The sequence below is a fragment of the Defluviimonas salinarum genome, assembly GCF_026013545.1.
Lineage (GTDB): Bacteria > Pseudomonadota > Alphaproteobacteria > Rhodobacterales > Rhodobacteraceae > Albidovulum > Albidovulum salinarum.
The window spans coordinates 1-17,374 of the sequence record NZ_JAPDOG010000003.1 but is presented as its reverse complement, the minus strand read 5'-3'; the positions used below and the strand labels follow the sequence as shown (position 1 = coordinate 17,374).

Annotated in this window: 17 protein-coding genes and 1 pseudogene; 8 read left to right on the top strand and 10 right to left on the bottom strand. The window is 68.5% G+C overall.

What is annotated here, in order from left to right:
* Window positions 1–124 precede the first annotated feature (124 nt).
* Window positions 125–1,015 carry a LysR family transcriptional regulator ArgP gene (locus tag OM960_RS04085; RefSeq protein WP_263338711.1) on the bottom strand — a complete coding sequence of 297 codons (891 nt, stop codon included), beginning with the start codon at window positions 1,013–1,015 and terminating at the stop codon, window positions 125–127.
* 86 nt (window positions 1,016–1,101) lie between these two features.
* Between OM960_RS04085 and OM960_RS04080 the strand changes: the two genes are divergently transcribed.
* The 3 genes from OM960_RS04080 to OM960_RS04070 all read left to right on the top strand — a co-directional run bounded on the left by OM960_RS04080 (window position 1,102) and on the right by OM960_RS04070 (window position 3,583).
* Entirely contained in the window at window positions 1,102–1,704 is a 603-nt protein-coding gene (locus OM960_RS04080; RefSeq protein WP_264771140.1) for a LysE/ArgO family amino acid transporter, read from the top strand.
* Window positions 1,705–1,742: 38 nt separating this feature from the next.
* The gene (locus OM960_RS04075; RefSeq protein ID WP_263338705.1) at window positions 1,743–2,648 is read left to right on the top strand and encodes a DMT family transporter; all 906 of its coding nucleotides are present in this window, start codon (window positions 1,743–1,745) and stop codon (window positions 2,646–2,648) included.
* Between the two features lie 71 nt (window positions 2,649–2,719).
* A complete protein-coding gene (locus tag OM960_RS04070; protein ID WP_264771139.1) occupies window positions 2,720–3,583 on the top strand; it encodes an NAD(P)-dependent oxidoreductase in 864 nt (287 codons plus the stop codon).
* A 9-nt stretch (window positions 3,584–3,592) separates the two neighbouring features.
* On the opposite strand, the gene choV is transcribed toward OM960_RS04070, so the two are convergent.
* The 3 genes from choV to choX form a co-directional block, all read right to left on the bottom strand.
* On the bottom strand, window positions 3,593–4,648 hold the full coding sequence (choV, locus tag OM960_RS04065) for a choline ABC transporter ATP-binding protein (RefSeq protein ID WP_264771138.1): 1,056 nt from the start codon (window positions 4,646–4,648) through the stop codon (window positions 3,593–3,595).
* Window positions 4,645–5,496, bottom strand: coding sequence for a choline ABC transporter permease subunit (choW, locus tag OM960_RS04060; RefSeq protein ID WP_263338697.1), 852 nt, complete (start codon window positions 5,494–5,496; stop codon window positions 4,645–4,647). Before choW ends, choV begins: the two co-directional genes overlap by 4 nt.
* A gap of 121 nt (window positions 5,497–5,617) precedes the next feature.
* Complete coding sequence (choX, locus tag OM960_RS04055; RefSeq protein ID WP_263338694.1) at window positions 5,618–6,556, bottom strand: choline ABC transporter substrate-binding protein; 939 nt, start codon at window positions 6,554–6,556, stop codon at window positions 5,618–5,620.
* Between the two features lie 234 nt (window positions 6,557–6,790).
* Between choX and betI the strand changes: the two genes are divergently transcribed.
* From betI to betA, 3 genes are read left to right on the top strand one after another with little or no spacing between them, the layout of a single operon-like run.
* Window positions 6,791–7,372, top strand: a complete 582-nt coding sequence (betI, locus tag OM960_RS04050; protein ID WP_263338692.1) for a choline-binding transcriptional repressor BetI — start codon at window positions 6,791–6,793, stop codon at window positions 7,370–7,372.
* Window positions 7,369–8,820: a betaine-aldehyde dehydrogenase gene (gene betB, locus OM960_RS04045; protein WP_264771137.1), complete on the top strand. Its 1,452-nt coding sequence runs from the start codon at window positions 7,369–7,371 to the stop codon at window positions 8,818–8,820. Before betI ends, betB begins: the two co-directional genes overlap by 4 nt.
* A gap of 54 nt (window positions 8,821–8,874) precedes the next feature.
* Window positions 8,875–10,530, top strand: a complete 1,656-nt coding sequence (gene betA, locus OM960_RS04040) for a choline dehydrogenase (protein WP_264771136.1) — start codon at window positions 8,875–8,877, stop codon at window positions 10,528–10,530.
* A gap of 61 nt (window positions 10,531–10,591) precedes the next feature.
* Here betA and OM960_RS04035 read toward each other — a convergent pair whose 3' ends face one another.
* Both OM960_RS04035 and OM960_RS04030 read right to left on the bottom strand, forming a co-directional pair.
* On the bottom strand, window positions 10,592–11,224 hold the full coding sequence (locus OM960_RS04035) for an aminotransferase class IV (protein ID WP_264771135.1): 633 nt from the start codon (window positions 11,222–11,224) through the stop codon (window positions 10,592–10,594).
* The gene (locus OM960_RS04030; protein WP_264771134.1) at window positions 11,188–12,321 is read right to left on the bottom strand and encodes an aminodeoxychorismate synthase component I; all 1,134 of its coding nucleotides are present in this window, start codon (window positions 12,319–12,321) and stop codon (window positions 11,188–11,190) included. Before OM960_RS04030 ends, OM960_RS04035 begins: the two co-directional genes overlap by 37 nt.
* Window positions 12,322–12,502: 181 nt before the next feature.
* Here OM960_RS04030 and OM960_RS04025 point away from each other — a divergent pair, with 181 nt between their 5' ends.
* Complete coding sequence (locus OM960_RS04025; protein ID WP_263338679.1) at window positions 12,503–12,742, top strand: HP1242/YdcH family protein; 240 nt, start codon at window positions 12,503–12,505, stop codon at window positions 12,740–12,742.
* A 20-nt stretch (window positions 12,743–12,762) separates the two neighbouring features.
* On the opposite strand, the gene OM960_RS04020 is transcribed toward OM960_RS04025, so the two are convergent.
* From OM960_RS04020 to OM960_RS04005, 4 genes and pseudogenes are all read right to left on the bottom strand, one after another.
* On the bottom strand, window positions 12,763–14,157 hold the full coding sequence (locus OM960_RS04020; RefSeq protein WP_263338676.1) for a helix-turn-helix domain-containing protein: 1,395 nt from the start codon (window positions 14,155–14,157) through the stop codon (window positions 12,763–12,765).
* A complete protein-coding gene (locus tag OM960_RS04015) occupies window positions 14,157–15,281 on the bottom strand; it encodes a DUF4240 domain-containing protein (RefSeq protein ID WP_264771132.1) in 1,125 nt (374 codons plus the stop codon). Before OM960_RS04015 ends, OM960_RS04020 begins: the two co-directional genes overlap by 1 nt.
* A gap of 71 nt (window positions 15,282–15,352) precedes the next feature.
* Window positions 15,353–16,576, bottom strand: a complete 1,224-nt coding sequence (locus OM960_RS04010) for a Bcr/CflA family efflux MFS transporter (RefSeq protein ID WP_263338670.1) — start codon at window positions 16,574–16,576, stop codon at window positions 15,353–15,355.
* A gap of 68 nt (window positions 16,577–16,644) precedes the next feature.
* A pseudogene (locus tag OM960_RS04005) lies at window positions 16,645–17,009 on the bottom strand (DMT family protein).
* Window positions 17,010–17,211: 202 nt separating this feature from the next.
* Between OM960_RS04005 and OM960_RS04000 the strand changes: the two are divergent.
* Window positions 17,212–17,374: carboxyl transferase domain-containing protein (locus OM960_RS04000; protein ID WP_290428555.1), on the top strand; the 163-nt coding region annotated here is incomplete at its 3' end.

Genomic DNA, 17,374 nt, shown 5'->3' with positions numbered 1-17,374 from the left:
GATCCGGGTCGCCGGGGCGGCCCGGTGCCTCCGGCGGGGATATTTGCGGCAGGATGAAGGGGAAGGGCGGTCGCGCCCATCCCGGTGGCGGGGCTGGCCGTTTGCGCGTCTTCGCCGTGGCGGGTCAGGCTGGAAGGGGCGGAAGCAGGACGGCCGCCGCCTGGGCGCGGACCGCACGTGTCAGAGGCGCCATCGCCGCGCCTGTCAGCCGCCCGACCTGCCAGTAAAGCGCGATATCCAGCGGCGCGTCCGGCACGAGTGCCGCGAGATGCCCCGCGGCGAGGTCGCGGCGGATCAGGGGCTCGGGGTTCATGCCCCAGCCGAGGCCGAGCCGGGCGGCGTCGACATGGCCCCGGCTCGAGGCGAGGTAATGGCTCGGCGGGGCGATCCGACGGCCGGTGAGGCGGTGTGCCCAGAGGGTTGGAAGCCGGTCCTTCTGATTGAATATCAGCGCGGGGGCGCGGCCGAGTGTTTCGGCGGTGACGCCCTCGGCGAACCACCAGTCGATGAAGGCGGGGCTTGCCGACGCGATGCAGCGCAGCTGGCCGAGCGGGTGGCTGTCGCAGCCCGCGACCGGTGCGTCATGCGCGGTCACGGCGGCCTGCACTTCGCCGCGACGCAGCCAGTCGGCGGAATGGTCCTGATCGTCGATCACCAGGTCGTAGAGCAGATCCGGCACCGCGGCGAGCGCGGGCAGGACCCAGGTCGCGAGGCTGTCGGCATTGACCGCGATCCGCACCGTTGGCCGCTCTGCCGCGAGCTTTGCGCCGAGATCGGCGGCGAGCGCGTGTTCCAGGAGCTGCACATCCTCGAAATGGCGCGCGAGGCGGGCCCCGGCGGCGGTCGCGCGGGCCGGTTGGCCTCGGGTCACCAGGGCCGTGCCGAGCCGCTCCTCGAGCGCCTTCAGCCGCTGCGAGATCGCCGAGGGCGTAACATGGAGTGTCGCCGCCGCCGCCTCGAACGAGCCGGAGCGCAGGATCGCCGCGAGGGCCTGGAGCTGGGCCGGGTCATGCATTAGTAGAATTTAATACAGAACAGAAACATTAATTCGACTTACATCAAGGCGCCCGCTAGTCAAGCCCGTGACGACAGGAGGGGTGGATGTTGGCGGCAGGACTTTCGGGATTTCAGGTGTCGGTCGGACTGATCATGGCGATCGGGGCGCAGAATGCCTTCGTGCTGCGGCAGGGGCTCCGGCGCGAGCATGTGCTGGCCTGCGTGCTGTTCTGTGCGACCTCGGACGCGGTGCTGATCGCCACCGGTGTCGCGGGTTTCGCGGCGGCGAGCGCGGTGGCGCCCTGGCTCGGCCAGGCGCTGCGCTGGGGCGGCGTGGCATTCCTCCTCGCCTACGGCCTCCGGGCGGGCTGGTCGGCGCTTCGGGGCGGTGGTGCGCTCGCGCCGCGAAGCGCGGGGCCGGGGGCGCTCGGGCCCGTCCTCACGACGCTCGCCGCGATCACCTGGCTCAACCCGCATGTCTATCTCGACACGGTTGTGCTGCTCGGCTCGATCGCGGCGCAGTACCCGGGCCGAGAGATGGCGTTCGGGGCGGGGGCGGCGCTCGGCTCCTTCGCGTTCTTCTTCACGCTCGGCTTCGGCGCGCGGCTCCTCGCCCCGGTCTTCGCGCGGGAGGCAGCCTGGAGGGTGCTCGACGGCGGGGTGGCGCTCGTCATGATCTCGATCTCGGTACGGCTCGCCGTGGGCTGAGCCTTGCGCCCGCCGCCACGATAAGGTCATGTCTCGCCATGACCGCCGTCGATCAAGGTCGCCCCGTCGCGGGCATATTGTGGATGCTCGCGACCGGGCTCTCGTTCGTCGCGGTCACCGGGACGGTGCGCCATCTCGGCACCGGGTTGCCCGCGGTGGAGGCGGCGTTCATCCGCTTCGTCTACGGCATCTTCTTCTTCGCCCCGACACTTCTGCCCGCATTCCGACGCGCGCAGGCGGCCGGGGTCTGGCCGCTGGTCGCCGGGCGCGGTGCCTTCCATGTGCTGGCGGTGTCGCTGTGGTTCTTCGCGATGGCGCGGATCCCGGTCGCCGAGGTCACGGCGATCGGCTACCTGAACCCGGTCGTGGTGACGCTCGGCGCGGCACTTTTCCTTGGCGAACGGCTCGCGGCGCGGCGGCTGGTCGCGATCGGCGTGGCGCTCGTCGGGGCGATGATCATCCTTCGGCCGGGGGTGCGGGAGGTGAGCGCGGGCCACATCGCCCAGCTCGGCGCGGCGATGTGCTTCGGCGTCTCCTACCTCTTCGCCAAGCGGCTCTCGGCCTCCCTGTCCCCGGCGACGATCGTGGCGCTGATGTCGCTGACGGTGACGCTGGGGCTCGCACCCTTTGCCATCGCAGTCTGGGTGTGGCCGAGCCTCGAACAGCTCGGCTGGCTCGGCGTGGTCGCGGCCTTCGCGACACTCGGCCATTACACGATGGCGCGGGCCTTCGCGGCCGCGCCGCTGACGGTGACCCAGCCGGTGACCTTCCTGCAACTCGTCTGGGCGACGGCGCTCGGCTGGTTCGCCTTCGGCGAGGCGGTGGATCCCTTCGTGCTGGCCGGCGGCGCGCTGATCATCGCGGCGATCAGCTACATGACCTGGCGCGAGGCGCAGCTGAAGCGGCGCGCGGTCACACCGCCGCCCGAAGCGGCGAACATCTGAACCTGCAGGGCCGGATGTTTGGTGGATGGTCCGATCCGGGGTAGGCTGTCCTTTTTGGAGAGGGGGACAGCATGTCGGACGTTTCGGTGATCGGCCTCGGGGCCATGGGTAGTGCGCTCGCGATCGCGCTCATCAAGGGCGGCTACGCGGTGACGGTCTGGAACCGGTCGCCGGAGAAGGCTGCGCCGCTCGTCGCGGCGGGTGCTGTGCAGGCGGGCTCGGCGGCCGAGGCGCTCCGGGCAAGCCCGGTGACGGTGATCTGCATCGCCTCGCACGACAAGACGCTGGAACTGCTCGGCGCGGCGGGCGACGCGGTATCGGGGCGCACGATCATCGAGCTCAGCACCGGCGGGGCCGAGGATGCCGAGGCGCTGGCCGCACATCTGGACGGGCAGGGGGCGGACTGGATGATCGGCATCATCAACGCCTATCCGACCGGCATCAGCCTGCCCGAGACCGTGCTTCTGATGGTCGGCGCGGAGCCGGTCTGGCAAAGATGCGCGCCGATCATCCGCACGCTTGGCGGCGGCTCGGCACGGGTAGGCGACCGGGCGGGCATGATCGCGGCGCTCTTCGCGGCACTCTTCACCACCCGGCAGGGCTTCATGTTCGGCATGATCTACGGCGGGCTCGTCTGCCGCAAGGCTGGCATCCCGCTCGACGTCTTCGCCTCACAGATACCGGTGTCGATGGGGGTCCTGCCCGCCTATCACAAGTACTTCTCCGACACCGTTCCGGCGGGCAAGTTCGACAATCCGCCCGCGACGATGACGGTCTATGCCGCGGCGCTCGACGACGCGCTGGCGACGTTCCGCGCGCTCGGGGCACATGCGGAGCTGCCGCAGCTTTTCAGCGACCTTGCCCATCGCGGCGTCGAGGCCGGGCTCGACGACAAGGCGCTGACCGCCCTCGTCGAGCTTATGTCGCGGGACTGAGCCCGCCCTTCACCCGCGCGGGTCGAGGAGCCGGCCAATCACGCTTTCCCGCGTGATCTGGCCGAGCGTCTGCCCGCCCTCGGTCACCGAGAGCGCAGGGACTTCGCGCAACAGCTCCATCACCTCGCGTACCGGCGCGTCGGGCGGCACGCCGGGGCCGTCCGCCGCCTCGCCTGACGGAGGCTTCATGATGTCCGAGGCAGTGAGCACGCCGAGCGGATTCATGTGCGCTACGAAATCGGCGACATAGTCCGAGGCCGGGTTGGCGATGATCTCGCGCGCGGTGCCGCATTGCACGATGCGCCCGCCTTCCATCAGCGCGATCCGGTTGCCGATCTTGAACGCCTCGTCGAGGTCGTGGCTGACGAAGATGATCGTGCGGTGCAGCTTTTCCTGGAGCTCCAGCAGTTCATCCTGGAGCCGGGTGCGGATCAAGGGATCGAGCGCCGAGAAGGGTTCGTCCATCAGGAGGATCGGCGCCTCGGTGGCGAAGGCGCGGGCGAGGCCGACGCGCTGCTGCATGCCGCCGGAGAGCTCGCCCACCTTGCGCTCGGCCCAGTCGCTGAGGCCGACCAGCGCGAGCTGTTCGTCGATCTTGGCGCGACGCTGGGCCGGGGTCTGGCCGGCAAGTTCGAGGCCGAGGCCCACGTTCTCGCGCACCGTCCGCCAGGGCAGCAGGCCGAACTGCTGGAACACCATCGCCACGCATTCGCGCCGCACCTTGAGCAGGTCGGGTGCGGAGGCGCTGCCGACCTCGCAGATCCAGCCCTCGTCATGGATCGTGACCTTGCCGCGGCAAACGGGGTTGAGCCCGTTGACCGCGCGCAGGAGCGTCGACTTGCCCGAGCCCGAGAGCCCCATCAGCACGAGGATCTCGCCCTTCGCGACGGTCAGCGAGCAGTCATGCACGCCGAGCACCTGGCCCGTGCGCTTCTGAATGACGCCCCGGCTCAGACCCTCGTCCATCAGCGGCAGGGCGCGTTCGGGATGCTCGCCGAAGACGATGTTGACCTTGTCGAACTCGACCGCGATGTCCTGGCCGATCATTGTGGCGTCCCCCCTCATTGCGCGCTCCCCCGGCGCAGCATCCGGTCGAGCACGATGGCCACGACCACGATCACGAAGCCCGATTCAAACCCGAGCGCGGTGTTGACCGACTGAAGCGCCCGCATCACCGGCACGCCGAGCCCGCTCGCTCCGACGAGGGCGGCGATGACGACCATCGACAGCGACAGCATGATTGTCTGGTTGAGACCGGCCATGATCTGGGGAAAGGCGTAAGGAAGCTCGGCCTTGAAGAGCACCTGCCGCTTGGTCGCGCCGAACGCGGTCAGCGCCTCGATGAGCGCGGTCGGCGTCGAGGAGACGCCGAGATGCGTCAGCCGGATCGGCGCCGGCAGCACGAAGATCACGGTCGCCAGAAGGCCGGGCACCATGCCAAGGCCGAAGAAGATGATCGCCGGGATCAGGTAGACGAAGGTCGGCAGCGTCTGCATCAGGTCTAGGATCGGCTGCATCGCGGCATAGAGCCTCGGCCGGTGGGCGGCGGCGATGCCGATCGGCACGCCGACCGCCATGCAGACGATGCAGGACGACAGGATCAGCGTCATGCTCTGCATCGTCTCGTCCCAGTAGCCCTGGTTGAGGATGAAGAGGAAACCGAGCGCCACCATCACGCAGGTCTTCCAGTTCCGCTGCACGAGCCAGGTGATCGCGACGAAGATCGCCACGATGACCAGGGGATGCGGCGTGTCCAGCAGCCAGAGGATGCCGTTGATCATGGCATCCATGACGTCGGAGATCAGCCGGAAGGCCGGTTTCAGATTGTCTTTCATCCAGTCGAAAAGTGTCTTTGCGGCCTTTCCGACCGGGATCTTGTGATCCGCGAGCCAAAGCTGTTCGAGCCAGTCCATCCCTCATCCCCAAAATCGCGGCCGGCCGCGCGGACCGATGCCACGGTTTCCCCGTTCTGGTAGAAATGTCCCTCTCCGCCGCAGGGAGTGTGACGGAGAGGGACCTCGCGCGAACCGGTTGTCAGTTCAGCGCGGTCTCCACGGCGGCCATCGCGTCGCCGCCGTCCTTCGTGGTCACGCCGTCAAGCCAGGGGCCGAGCGCGTCCATGTTCTCGGAAAGCCATTTCTTGGCGGCCTCGTCCGGCGCCTCGCCGTCGTTGAGGATCCCGTCCATGATCTCGTTTTCCATCTCGAGCGTGAACGTGAGGTTGGTGAGCAGCTTGCCGGTGTTCGCGCATTCCGCGACATAGCCCTTGCGGGTGTTGGTGAAGACCTCGGCGCCGCCGAAGTTCGGGCCGAAGACATCGTCGCCGCCCGAAAGGTAGGTCATCTCGAAGGTCGCGTTCATCGGATGCGGTTCCCAGCCGAGAAAGACGATCGGCTTGCCGTCGCTGTCGGCGTTGCCGACCTGTGCCAGCATTCCCTGTTCGGAGCTTTCCACCACCTCGAAGCCATCAAGCCCGAACTGGTTCGCCGCGATCATGTCGATGATCAGCCGGTTGCCGTCGTTGCCCGGCTCGATCCCGTAGATCTTGCCCTCGAGCGCATCCTTCTGCGCGGCGATCGCGGCGAAGTCGGTGATGCCGAGATCGGCACCCGCCTTGTTGGTGGCGAGCGTGTATTTCGCGCCCTCAAGGTTGCGGCCGATCGTATCGACCGTGCCCGCCTCGCGGTAGGGGGCGATGTCGGCTTCCATCGTCGGCATCCAGTTGCCGAGGAAGACGTCGATGTCGCCTTCGGCGAGGCCCGTATAGGTCACCGGCACCGACAGAACCTTGACGTCGGTCTCGTAGCCGAGCGCCTCGAGGATCGTCGTGGTCACTGCGGTGGTGGCGGTGATGTCGGTCCAGCCGACATCGGAGAACACCACCTTGTCGCAACCGGCGGCGAAGGCCGGCGCCGCGACGGTGAGCGCGGCCGTGGCCAGCAGTGTCGCACGCAGGGTCTTGGAAAGGGTCATTCGCTGTCTCCCTGTTTTCTTGATTGACGGATCAATAAACATACATCCCGCGTCGGAGCGCAAGAAAAAAATCTCGGGCCGCCGCAGCGGTTCCGGGCATGTCGTGCGGAAAAGACTAGTCCAACTGTCAGATTTCTCAAGGGAACCTCTGCGGGGCGTGGTTTTATTTTTGTTGATTGACGAGTCAATAAAACTTCGTGTAGCGATAGAGTCCACATCGGAAAGGGCGGGCGGATGCCGAAAGTTGGGATGGAACCGATTCGCAAGGCGGCCCTGGTCAAGGCCACGATCACCGAGATCGGCCGCACCGGATCGCTGGATGTCACGGTCAGCCAGATCGCCAAGCGGGCGGGAATGTCCTCGGCGCTGGCGCATCACTATTTCGGCTCCAAGGAGCAGATCTTCCTCGCCGCGATGCGCCATATCCTGACGCTCTACGGCGCCGAGGTGCGCGGCGCACTCGCGGCCGCCGAGGGGCCGCGCGGCCGGCTTCAGGGCATCGTCCGGGCGAGCTTCGCGAGCTCGAGCTTTCGCCGCGAAACCATTGGCGCGTGGTTGAATTTCTACGTCCTCGCCCAGACCCTGCCCGAGGCGCGGCGATTGCTCGGCATCTACCAGAGGCGGCTGAACTCGAACCTCTGCCACGACCTGCGCCCGCTCGTCGGCGTGCGCGCAGAGGCGGTGGCGCAGGGCCTCGGCGCAATGATCGATGGCGTCTACATCCGCGAGGCGCTGAAAGCCGGAACGCCGGATGGTGCCGGGGCCGCCGAGATCGTCATGGACTACCTGGAACGCGAACTGGAGACGACCGAATGAGAGCGCAGCCGAAAGCCAGCCATTTCGTCGATGGCGCCTATCTCGAGGACAGGGCAGGCGCCGAGATCGAGGTGATCTACCCCGCGACCGGCGAGGTGATCGCCCGCGTCCACGAGGCGACGCCCGCGGTGGTCGAGCGCGCCATCGCCTCGGCCGCGCGGGCGCAGGCGGAATGGGCGCTCGTCAAGCCGGTCGAGCGTGCCCGCATCCTGCGCCGCGCCGCCGACCTGATCCGCGAGCGCAACCGCGCGCTGTCGGAGCTGGAGACGCTCGACACCGGCAAGCCGCTGCAGGAGACGCTGGTCGCCGACGCGACCTCCGGCGCGGACGCGCTGGAGTATTTCGCGGGCCTCGTGCCCGCCGTCACCGGCGAGACGATCCCTCTGGGGCGCGATTTCGTCTACACGGTGCGCGAGCCGCTCGGGGTCTGCGTCGGCATCGGCGCCTGGAACTACCCGACCCAGATCGCCTGCTGGAAGTCGGCCCCGGCGCTCGCGATGGGCAATGCGATGATCTTCAAGCCGTCTGAAGTCACGCCGCTATGTGCCCTGAAAGTCGCGGAAATTCTCGTCGAGGCCGGGCTACCGGCGGGGCTGATGAACGTCGTGCAGGGCCGCGGTGCGGTGGGGGCCTCGCTGATCACCGATCCGCGCGTCGCCAAGGTCTCGCTGACGGGCTCGGTGCCGACCGGGCGCAAGGTCTATGCCGCCGCGGCCGAGGGGATGCGGCATGTCACGATGGAGCTTGGCGGCAAGTCGCCGCTGATCGTGTTCGATGATGCCGATGTCGAGGATGCGGTCGGCGGCGCGCTTCTGGGCAATTTCTACTCCTCGGGCCAGGTCTGCTCGAACGGCACGCGGGTCTTTGTCCAGAAGGGCATCAAGGAACGGTTCCTCGCCCGGCTCAAGGAGCGCACCGAGGCGATCCGGCTCGGCGATCCGATGGACGAGGCGGTGCAGATGGGCCCCGTCGTCTCGGCCGCGCAGATGGAGAAGGTTCTGGCTTACGTCGAGGCGGGCAAGGCCGAGGGTGCGCGGCTGGTGACCGGCGGCGCGCGGGCCGGGGACGGGGGCTACTACATCCGGCCCACGGTCTTCGCCGATGTCACCGACACGATGGCGATCGCCCGGGAAGAGATCTTCGGGCCGGTGATGGCGGTGCTCGATTTCGAGGATGAGAACGAGGTCGTAACCCGAGCCAATGCAACGGAATTCGGCCTTTCGGCGGGGGTCTTCACCCGCGATCTGACCCGCGCGCACCGGTTGGTCGGGCGGCTCGAGGCCGGGTCGTGCTGGATCAACGCCTACAACCTCGCCCCGGTGGAGGCGCCGTTCGGCGGCGTCAAGCTCTCGGGCGTGGGGCGCGAGAACTCGAAGGCGGCGATCGAGCACTACAGCCAGATCAAGAGCGTCTACGTCGGCATGGGGCCGGTCGAGGCGCCGTACTGAGCGACGAGGGGCGCGGGCCAGGTCCGCGCGGCGGTTGAAAGCGGAGGGCGCGAGATGGAAGCCGATTATGTGGTCGTGGGCGCGGGCTCGGGCGGGTGCGCGATGGCCTACCGGCTCGCCGAGGCCGGCAAGCGGGTGATCGTGATCGAGCATGGCGGCACCGATGCGGGGCCGTTCATCCAGATGCCGGGGGCGCTCAGCTACCCGATGAACATGGGGATCTACGACTGGGGCTACCAGTCCGAGCCCGAGGCGCATCTCGGCAACCGGCGCCTGGTCACGCCGCGCGGCAAGGTGATCGGCGGCTCGTCCTCGATCAACGGCATGGTCTTCGTGCGCGGCCACGCGCGGGATTTCGACCACTGGGCCGAGGCCGGCGCGGCCGGCTGGTCCTATGCCGACGTGCTGCCCTATTTCAAGCGGATGGAAACCTGGCACGGCGGCAATGGTGCCGCGAACGGGTTCCGCGGCACCTCCGGCCCGCTGCATGTGACGCGGGGCCCGCGCGCCAATCCCCTCTTCCACGCCTTCGTCGAGGCCGGCCGCGAGGCGGGCTACGAGGTCACCGACGATTACAACGGCGAGAAGCAGGAAGGCTTCGGGCCGATGGAGGCGACGATCTTCAAGGGCCGGCGCTGGTCGGCGGCGAATGCCTATCTGCGGCCCGCGCTGAAGCGCGAGAACTGCACGATCGTGCGGGCGCTCGCGCTCAAGGTGGTGATCCGCGACGGCCGCGCCGTGGGCGTCGAGGTCGAGCGCGGCGGCAAGGTCGAGGTGATCGGGGCGCGGGCCGAGGTGATCCTCGCGGCCTCCTCGATCAACACGCCGAAGCTTCTCATGCTCTCGGGGATCGGCGCCGCGGCGCATCTCGCCGAACACGGGATAGGGGTCGTGGCGGATCGGCCCGGGGTCGGGGCGAACCTGCAGGATCATCTCGAGATCTACATGCAGTATGCCTCGAAGAAGCCGATCACGCTCTACAAGTACTGGAACCTGATGGGCAAGGCGATGGTGGGGGCGCAGTGGCTCTTTACCGGGACCGGGCTCGGTGCGTCAAACCAGTTCGAGAGCTGCGCCTTCATCCGCTCGGACAAGGGCGTCGACTACCCGGATATCCAGTACCACTTCCTGCCGATCGCGGTGCGCTACGACGGCAAGGCGGCGGCCGAGGGGCACGGCTTCCAGGCCCATGTCGGGCCGATGCGCTCGAAGTCGCGCGGCGCGGTGACGCTGGCCTCCGCCGACCCGAAGGCGGCGCCGCTCATCCGTTTCAACTATATGTCGCATCCCGACGACTGGGCGGAGTTCCGCAAATGCGTGCGGCTCACCCGCGAGATCTTCGCGCAGGAGGCGTTCAAGCCCTTCGTCAAGCACGAGATCCAGCCCGGCGCCGGCTGCGGCACCGACGCGGAGATCGACAGCTTCATCCGCGAGCACGCCGAGAGCGCCTATCATCCCTGCGGTACCGCGCGGATGGGCCGGCGCGACGATCCGATGGCGGTGGTCGATCCGGAATGCAGGGTGATCGGCGTGGATGGCTTGCGGGTCGCCGACAGCTCGGTCTTCCCGCGGATCACCAACGGCAACCTCAATGCGCCCTCGATCATGGTCGGCGAGAAGGCCGCCGATCACGTCCTCGGGCGCGGCATGCTGGCGCCGGCAAACTCCGAGCCGTGGATGAGCCCGCGCTGGAGCGTGGCGCAGCGCTAAAGGCAGCCGGGAGGGCGCTGCCCTCCCGGACCCTCCCGGGGTATTTTTGCAATGAAGAAGGTCAGGGGGCGGGGACGAGCCGCGCCGGGATGAGGCCGCGGAGTGCGTTGCCCATGAAGAGCCGGGCGCGGGAAAGGTCCGCCTCGGAGATCACCTGCTCACGGGCCTGGCCCGAGGCGAGGAGTTCGGCGCGCAGCATGCCGGGCAGGCAGCCGCAGGCGAGGGGCGGGGTGACGAGGCCCTGGCCGAGATCGGCGAAGAGATTGGTGATCGTGCCTTCTGCCGCTGCGCCGCTCGTGTTGAGGAAGAGCGCCTCGTCGATGCCTGCGGGCAGCGCGGCGCGCGTCCGGTCGTAGAGCGCGCGTTCGGTCGTCTTGTGGCGCAGGAGCGGGGCATCGGGGTCGAGCCGCTCGGGTGCGATCATCACCCGCCACTCGGGCGGGTTGGGGGCGATGGGGCCGGTCGTGACCTTGGCGTCGCCGGCGCGGCCGAGGGTAAGGCGGGTGCGAAGCGGGGTGGAACCGGTCACGGTCGCGAGGGCCGCCTCGATCGCGGCGCGGTCCCAGGCGAAGCCGAGCGCCGCGGCCGAGGCGCGGGCGCGGGCGAGATGCGCCTCGAGCCGGTGGAACGACGCGCCGTCCCAGCGAAAGGTCTCGATCAGGCGGGTGTCAGCTCTGCAAACCGGGCTTTCCACAGGGCCTCCTCGTATTCGCCATGGGCGGTCGAATCGATGACGATGCCGCCGCCGACGCCCAGCTCGACCTCGCTCTCGCCGAAGAGCGTGAGCGTGCGGATCGCCACGTTGAAGCTCGACGCGCCGTCCGGCCCCATCCAGCCGATCGCGCCGCAATAGGCGCCGCGGGGACCGGCTTCCAGCTCGCGGATGATCTCCATCGCGCGGATCTTCGGCGCGCCGGTGATCGAGCCGCAGGGAAAGAGCGCGCGGAAGATCGCGGAAGGTTCAGTGCCGGGCAGGAGCCGGCCGGTCACGCGGCTCACCATCTGGTGCACGGTGGCATAGCTCTCGATCGCGAAAAGCTCGGGCACCCTGACCGAGCCGACCGTGCAGATCCGCGAGATGTCGTTTCTCAAAAGATCAACGATCATAAGGTTCTCGGCGCGGTTCTTGATGCTCTGCTCGAGCTCGAGCCGGAGGGCTGCGTCATGGGCCGGGTTGGAGGCCCGAGGGGCGGTGCCCTTCATCGGCCGGGTCTCGATCCGGCCGTCGGCATCGGTCGCGAAGAAAAGCTCGGGCGAGCGCGAGACGAGGACCGGCAGGTCTGGAAGCGCCACGTAGGCGCCGTGGCGGACCGGCTGGCGGGCGCTGAGGGCGGCGTAGAGGCCCGGCGCGCTGCCGGTGCGGCTTGCCGTCATGCCCATCGTCAGGTTGGCCTGGTAGACGTCGCCCGCGGCGATATAGGCCTGGATCCGGGCGAGGGCCGCACCGTGTGCGTCCGCGGCCCAGCTGGGCGCGGGCAGGCTGAGGCTCGCGGAGCCGGCCTCGGCGCTGGCGCGCGCGAGGAAGGCGTCGGCAGCGGCGGGGGCGTCGTAGAGACCGAAGGCCAGGAGCGGCAGGCGGCGGCCTTCGGGCATCAGCGGCTGAAGCCGCGGCTCGAGCGCGTAGCCGAGCTCGTAGCTTGCGAAGCCGGCGATCCAGAGGCCCTCGGCCCGCGCCGCGTCGAGCGCGGCGAGCGCGGCCCCGACCTCGGCCGGCCCGTCGGCGCGGATCAGCCGCCGGGGCGCATCGAAGAGCGCGGGAGCGCCCTTGGGGCCGTCTTCGAGAAGGATCATCTGGGTCCGCGCAAGGTTGGAATCGCGCCGCGAACTTGGGGGCATAAGGCCCCGAGCGCAAGCGTTATGCCGCCGCTTTGGCGGCCGTTCGCGCCTCTTTCGCGCGCCGGGTTTGACCGAGGTCAAGGAGGCGGGGCGAGGCGCGGGCTAGCAAGGGGGCGGACAACAAAGGAGCGCAGGCATGTCGCATACCCCCCACGAGCTGCACGAGGAATTCCCGGCCGAGGCCGACAAGATCCATGAGCTGAAGGTCTCGAACGCGCATTTCGCGCGGCTCGCCGAGGAGTATCACAGCGTCAACCGCGAGGTGCACCGGGCCGAGACCGGGGTTGAGCCGGTCGACGGGCTCGTCGAGACGGAGATGCGCAAGAAGCGCGCCCATCTGAAGGACGAGATCGCCCGGATGCTGGCCGGGGCCTGAACCGTTCGGACGGCGCGGCATCAGTCGATGTCGTAGGGCAGGAGCCCGCGCCGGTCGGGATCGACGCGGAGCTTGCGTTCGAGGGGCGGCACCGATCTCTGGTGGCAATCCTTGCGTTCGCAGATCCGGCAGGAGATCCCGATCGGCTCGAAGGCGCGGACATTGGTCAGATCGAGGTCGTCGGCATAGACGAGGCCCTTGGCATGGCTGATCTCGCAGCCGAGCCCGATCGCGTAGCGCCGAACCGGCGCGTGGAACGATCCGCCGTGCTTGGAGACGTCGCGGGCGAGACAGAGATAGCGCACGCCGTCGGGCGTCTCGGCCAGTTGCCTCAGGAAACGGCCCGGCGTCTCGAAGGCGCGGTGGACGTTCCACAGTGGGCAGGCGCCGCCGAAGCGGGCGAACTGCAGCCGCGTCGCGGAATGGCGCTTGGTGATGGTGCCGGCCTGGTCGACGCGGACGAAGAAGAACGGGATGCCCTTCTGCCCCGGCCGTTGCAGCGTCGAGAGCCGGTGCGCGACCTGCTCGATCGAGGCGCCGAAGCGGTCGGCGAGGCGTTCAAGGTCGTGCCGGGTCTCCTCGGCCGCCTCCAGAAAGGCGCGGTAGGGCAGGAGGGCCGCCCCGGCGAAATAGTTCGCGAGGCCGATCTTGGCGATCGACCGCGCCGCGTCGGACTGGAAGCGAGCGAGGTCGAGCGTCGCCTCCAGAAGCTCGTTCTGGGTGGTGAGTGCGAGTTGGAACAGGAGTTGGAAGCGCCGCGTCTCCGGCGCGGCGCGGGTCGAGAGCGTCAGCCGCCTGTCGCTGACCTGGCGAATCTCGGCGCTGTCCGACAGCACCACCTCGATGCCGCGCTCGGCAAGCAGCATGCGCGCCCGCGCCTCGGGGTCGCGGCGCGCCTCGGCGGCGTCGGCGAAGCGTTCGGCGGCGCGGTCGACGGCATCGATGTAGTTGTCGCAGTAGTGGAAGAAGTCGCGCACCTCCTCCCAGGGCGAGGCGCGGGTCGCGGTCTCGTCGCGCCCGAGCGCCTCGTCGAGCGAGGCGAGGCGTTCGTGGCTCTGCCGGTAGGCGCGATGCAGCCCGAGAAAGGCGCGGGCGAGCATCGGCGCATTCGAGGCGGCGAGGCGCAGATCGGCAAGCGGCGGGGCGGTATCGGCGAAGATCGGATCGGCCAGCGCCTCGCGCATGTCCGAGACGAGCCGTTCGGCATCGCCCGCCGAAAGTTCGGTCACGTCGAGCCCGAACTCGCCCGCCAGCGCCAGCACGACGGCGGCCGAGACCGGGCGGTGGTTGTTCTCCATCTGGTTGAGGTAGGGCAGCGAGACGCCGAGCTTGGCCGCAAAGGCCTTCTGCGTCAGGCCGAGCCGGGTGCGCGTCTCGCGCAGCTTCGCGCCGGCATAAAGCTTCTGGGTGGCCATCAATCGGACTCCGTGAGTGCGGCGATGCGGGGCAGGAGGGCAGGGAAGTCGGATTCCGCCACCTCCGGGCCTGCAAGGCGGAGGGGTTTGACCTTCGATCTTGGCATCGCCTTACCCTGACGCAGGTCGTAGGCGATGGGTGCCACGTCGCGAAGCGCGTCCATGCCGCCGGACTGGCCGTGATGCAGGCCGATCTCGAACCCGTCGGGATCGGCCAGCGTCGCCTCGAAGACGGCGCGGCCCTGAAGGATCAGCCAGCCCCGGAAGGCCTCGAAGGAATCATCCGAGCATCCGCCTTGCAGGAGGTAGGCGAGGGCCCAGACATCGGTGCGGTAGGCGCGGGCGTCGATCTCGCGCAGGCGCGCGTCGAAGCCGCGGATCGCCGCGGGCTTGAAGAGCGCGAGCCGTTCGGGCAAGAGGTCGAGCCGTTCGCCGATCGTCTCGGTGGTGAGGCCGCGGTCGAGCAGCTCCCAGAAGACATCCTCGTCCATCTTGCGCGGATCGGTCTTGCCCCGTGGCTTCGGGCGTTCCTCGGCCTCGATCGCCGCGATGTCGGTGTCGGTCCGGGCCAGTTCGGCCTGGCTCGCGCCTTCGGATTCGAGCAGGTCGCGGAAATCGGTCATTACGGAGAGGAGGATTGCCTTCTTTTCCGGGATCCGGGCGACGAAGGCCTCATGGTCGGCGCGCTGCTCCGCCTCGCTCGCGTAGGCAAGGCGCGGCTCGTGGGTGAAGCCCTTGCGGCGCTCGTTCACATAGAACCAGAACACCCCCTTCAGAAGACCGGCATGGGCGCGCCAGACCCGGATCGCCCGGGCCGCCTCGCCCATCGCCCGGAACCGCTCGAGCACGGCCAGCGTGGCCTCGCTCAAGGGGGCATAGAAAGTCTCGCCCGCCGGGGTGAAATGGGCTTCGAGCGCGTCGAGCCGGCCTTCCTCGAAGTAGCGCTCGATCAACCAGTCGTAGCCGGGCTGGCAATGGCTCTGAAGGAGCGGCACGCCGGGAACGCGGGTGATCTGGCCGGCCGCCTCGAGATCGACGACCGCGAACATGTAGCGTTCCCAGTCCTCGTCGAGGGAGCGGAGCTTCGGCTTGAACCCGGCAACCAGACCGTCCTTGAACTCCATGCCCCAATCCGCGCAGATTTGCATATTTGCGGATCAGAATAGTGCAATTTGCGAACCGTGCAACGGCGGGATCAGGCCCCGATCCGGCGGGCGCGACGGATCACCAGGAGGATGCAGACGACCGAGGCGGCCGAGCTGAGGAGCATCAGCCCGATCAACGGCAGCGCGCCGCCGCCGAGCCCGAGCGCCCAGCCGGCGAGTGCGGAGAGCGCGGCGCCGCCGCCGATCATGATCGCGCCGCCGAGCCCCGAGGCGGTCCCGGCCAGCCCCGGCCGGACCGACAGCATCCCCGCATTGGCATTGGGCAGCGCCATGCCGTTGCCGATCCCGACCGCGATGGTAAGCCCGAAGAAGGCATTGGCGCCGGCAAGGCCGGCAAGGTCGAGCGCCGCGAGCAGGAGCATCCCCGCCGTGGTGATCGCCGTGCCCGCCAGAACCATGCGGTTGAGCCCGACCGCGACCGAGTAGCGGCCCGAGATGTAGTTACCGGCCGCGTAGCCGATCGCCGGGGCGGCGAAGTAGAGGCCGAGGAGGCTCGGCGGCATCCGGTAGATCTCGGAGCCGACATAGGGCGCGCCACCGAGATAGGCGAAGAACGTGCCTGAGGTGAAGGCGGCGGCAAGGCAGTAGCCCCAGAAGCGCGGCGAGGTCAGCAGTTCAGGATATTGCCGGACCTGATCGGCGAAGCGCGCCGTGTGCCCGGCCGCCGTCTCGCCGAGGTCGGCCCAGACGAGCCAAAGCACCGACACCCCGAGCACGATCAGAAGCGCGAAATTCGCCTGCCAGCCGAAGGCCTCGTCTAGGACACCGCCGACGACCGGGCCGACCATCGGCACGACCGACATGCCCATCGTGACATAGCCGATCATCGAGGCCGCCTGTTCGCCCGGCACCATGTCGCGGATCACCGCGCGGCTCAGCACCATGCCCGCCGCGACCACCGCCTGCATCATCCGGAAGAAGAGGAACACGCCGACGTTCGGCGCGAGCAGCGTGCCGAGCGTGGCGACGAGGAACAGCCCCACCGACCACAGGAGCACCGAGCGGCGCCCGAACCGGTCCGAGATCGGGCCGATCGCGATCTGCAGCACCGCGCTCGCCGCGAGATAGAGCGAGACCGAAAGCTGCATCAGCCGGTAATCGGTCGCGAACCATTCGGTCATGCCCGGCAGCGACGGCAGGAAGATGTTCATCGCGAGCGCCGAAAGCCCCGCAACCATCACCAGCGTGACGATATGGGGCGGCGTGCTGCGGTCGAGGAACCGGATCTCGGGGCGGCGGGCATCGGGGCTCATCCCGTTGAGCTAGGCCCCGGTCGAGGGCTTGTCCATCGCTTTTCTGCACAGCGCGCTGTGCGGGAAGCTCAGTTCCAGCGGTGAAAGATGAAGAAGGCCCCGAGCGCGATCAGCCCGAATCCGACCGCGTGGTTCCAGCCGAGGCTCTCCTTGAGGCAGGTCACCGAGAAGGCGGCAAAGACCACGAGCGTGATCACCTCCTGGATCGTCTTGAGCTCGGCGGCGCTGAAATGGCCGTGCCCGATCCGGTTCACCGGCACCTGCAGCAGGTATTCAGAAAGCGCGATTCCCCAGTTCGCGAGGATCACGGTCAGGAGGGGGCGGCCTTGCACTTCAGATGGCCGTACCAGGCGAAGGTCATGAAGATGTTGGAGGCGACGAGAAGGCCAATGGTGACGACGGGAACCGGAAGCGTTATGGGAAGCCGCGCCATGAGATTCTCGCGTGTGGCGGACCGCGCGGCTATAGCGCGGCGCGGCCTCTGCCGGAAGGGGTGCGGGGCTCCGCGGGCCGGTCTGATTTGCAGTTATGCAATTAGCAAATCTACCTCTGCGTATATGTTGCAAATTTTCGCGAATCCGCTTTGAGCATGCAACGGTACACGCTAGGGTGCCGCATCGGACATGGGGGAGAGCATGAAAGACATCCTTGAGCAGTTGGAAACCCGTCGGTCTGCCGCCCGTCTCGGCGGCGGCCAGCGCCGGATCGACGCGCAGCACGCGCGCGGCAAGCTCACGGCGCGCGAGCGCATCGAGCTCCTGCTCGACGAGGGCTCGTTCGAGGAATTTGACATGTTCG

What these genes read in the sequence shown, in the direction of transcription:
- betI (WP_263338692.1), top strand. Translation starts at nt 6,791, where the DNA reads ATGCCGAAAGTTGGGATGGAACCGATTCGCAAGGCGGCCCTGGTCAAG.
- OM960_RS04085 (WP_263338711.1), bottom strand. Translation starts at nt 1,015, where the DNA reads ATGCATGACCCGGCCCAGCTCCAGGCCCTCGCGGCGATCCTGCGCTCC.
- choX (WP_263338694.1), bottom strand. Translation starts at nt 6,556, where the DNA reads ATGACCCTTTCCAAGACCCTGCGTGCGACACTGCTGGCCACGGCCGCG.
- OM960_RS04075 (WP_263338705.1), top strand. Translation starts at nt 1,743, where the DNA reads ATGACCGCCGTCGATCAAGGTCGCCCCGTCGCGGGCATATTGTGGATG.
- OM960_RS04030 (WP_264771134.1), bottom strand. Translation starts at nt 12,321, where the DNA reads ATGATCCTTCTCGAAGACGGCCCCAAGGGCGCTCCCGCGCTCTTCGAT.
- OM960_RS04025 (WP_263338679.1), top strand. Translation starts at nt 12,503, where the DNA reads ATGTCGCATACCCCCCACGAGCTGCACGAGGAATTCCCGGCCGAGGCC.
- OM960_RS04010 (WP_263338670.1), bottom strand. Translation starts at nt 16,576, where the DNA reads ATGAGCCCCGATGCCCGCCGCCCCGAGATCCGGTTCCTCGACCGCAGC.
- choW (WP_263338697.1), bottom strand. Translation starts at nt 5,496, where the DNA reads ATGGACTGGCTCGAACAGCTTTGGCTCGCGGATCACAAGATCCCGGTC.
- betB (WP_264771137.1), top strand. Translation starts at nt 7,369, where the DNA reads ATGAGAGCGCAGCCGAAAGCCAGCCATTTCGTCGATGGCGCCTATCTC.
- choV (WP_264771138.1), bottom strand. Translation starts at nt 4,648, where the DNA reads ATGAGGGGGGACGCCACAATGATCGGCCAGGACATCGCGGTCGAGTTC.
- OM960_RS04020 (WP_263338676.1), bottom strand. Translation starts at nt 14,157, where the DNA reads ATGGCCACCCAGAAGCTTTATGCCGGCGCGAAGCTGCGCGAGACGCGC.
- OM960_RS04015 (WP_264771132.1), bottom strand. Translation starts at nt 15,281, where the DNA reads ATGGAGTTCAAGGACGGTCTGGTTGCCGGGTTCAAGCCGAAGCTCCGC.
- OM960_RS04070 (WP_264771139.1), top strand. Translation starts at nt 2,720, where the DNA reads ATGTCGGACGTTTCGGTGATCGGCCTCGGGGCCATGGGTAGTGCGCTC.
- betA (WP_264771136.1), top strand. Translation starts at nt 8,875, where the DNA reads ATGGAAGCCGATTATGTGGTCGTGGGCGCGGGCTCGGGCGGGTGCGCG.
- OM960_RS04080 (WP_264771140.1), top strand. Translation starts at nt 1,102, where the DNA reads ATGTTGGCGGCAGGACTTTCGGGATTTCAGGTGTCGGTCGGACTGATC.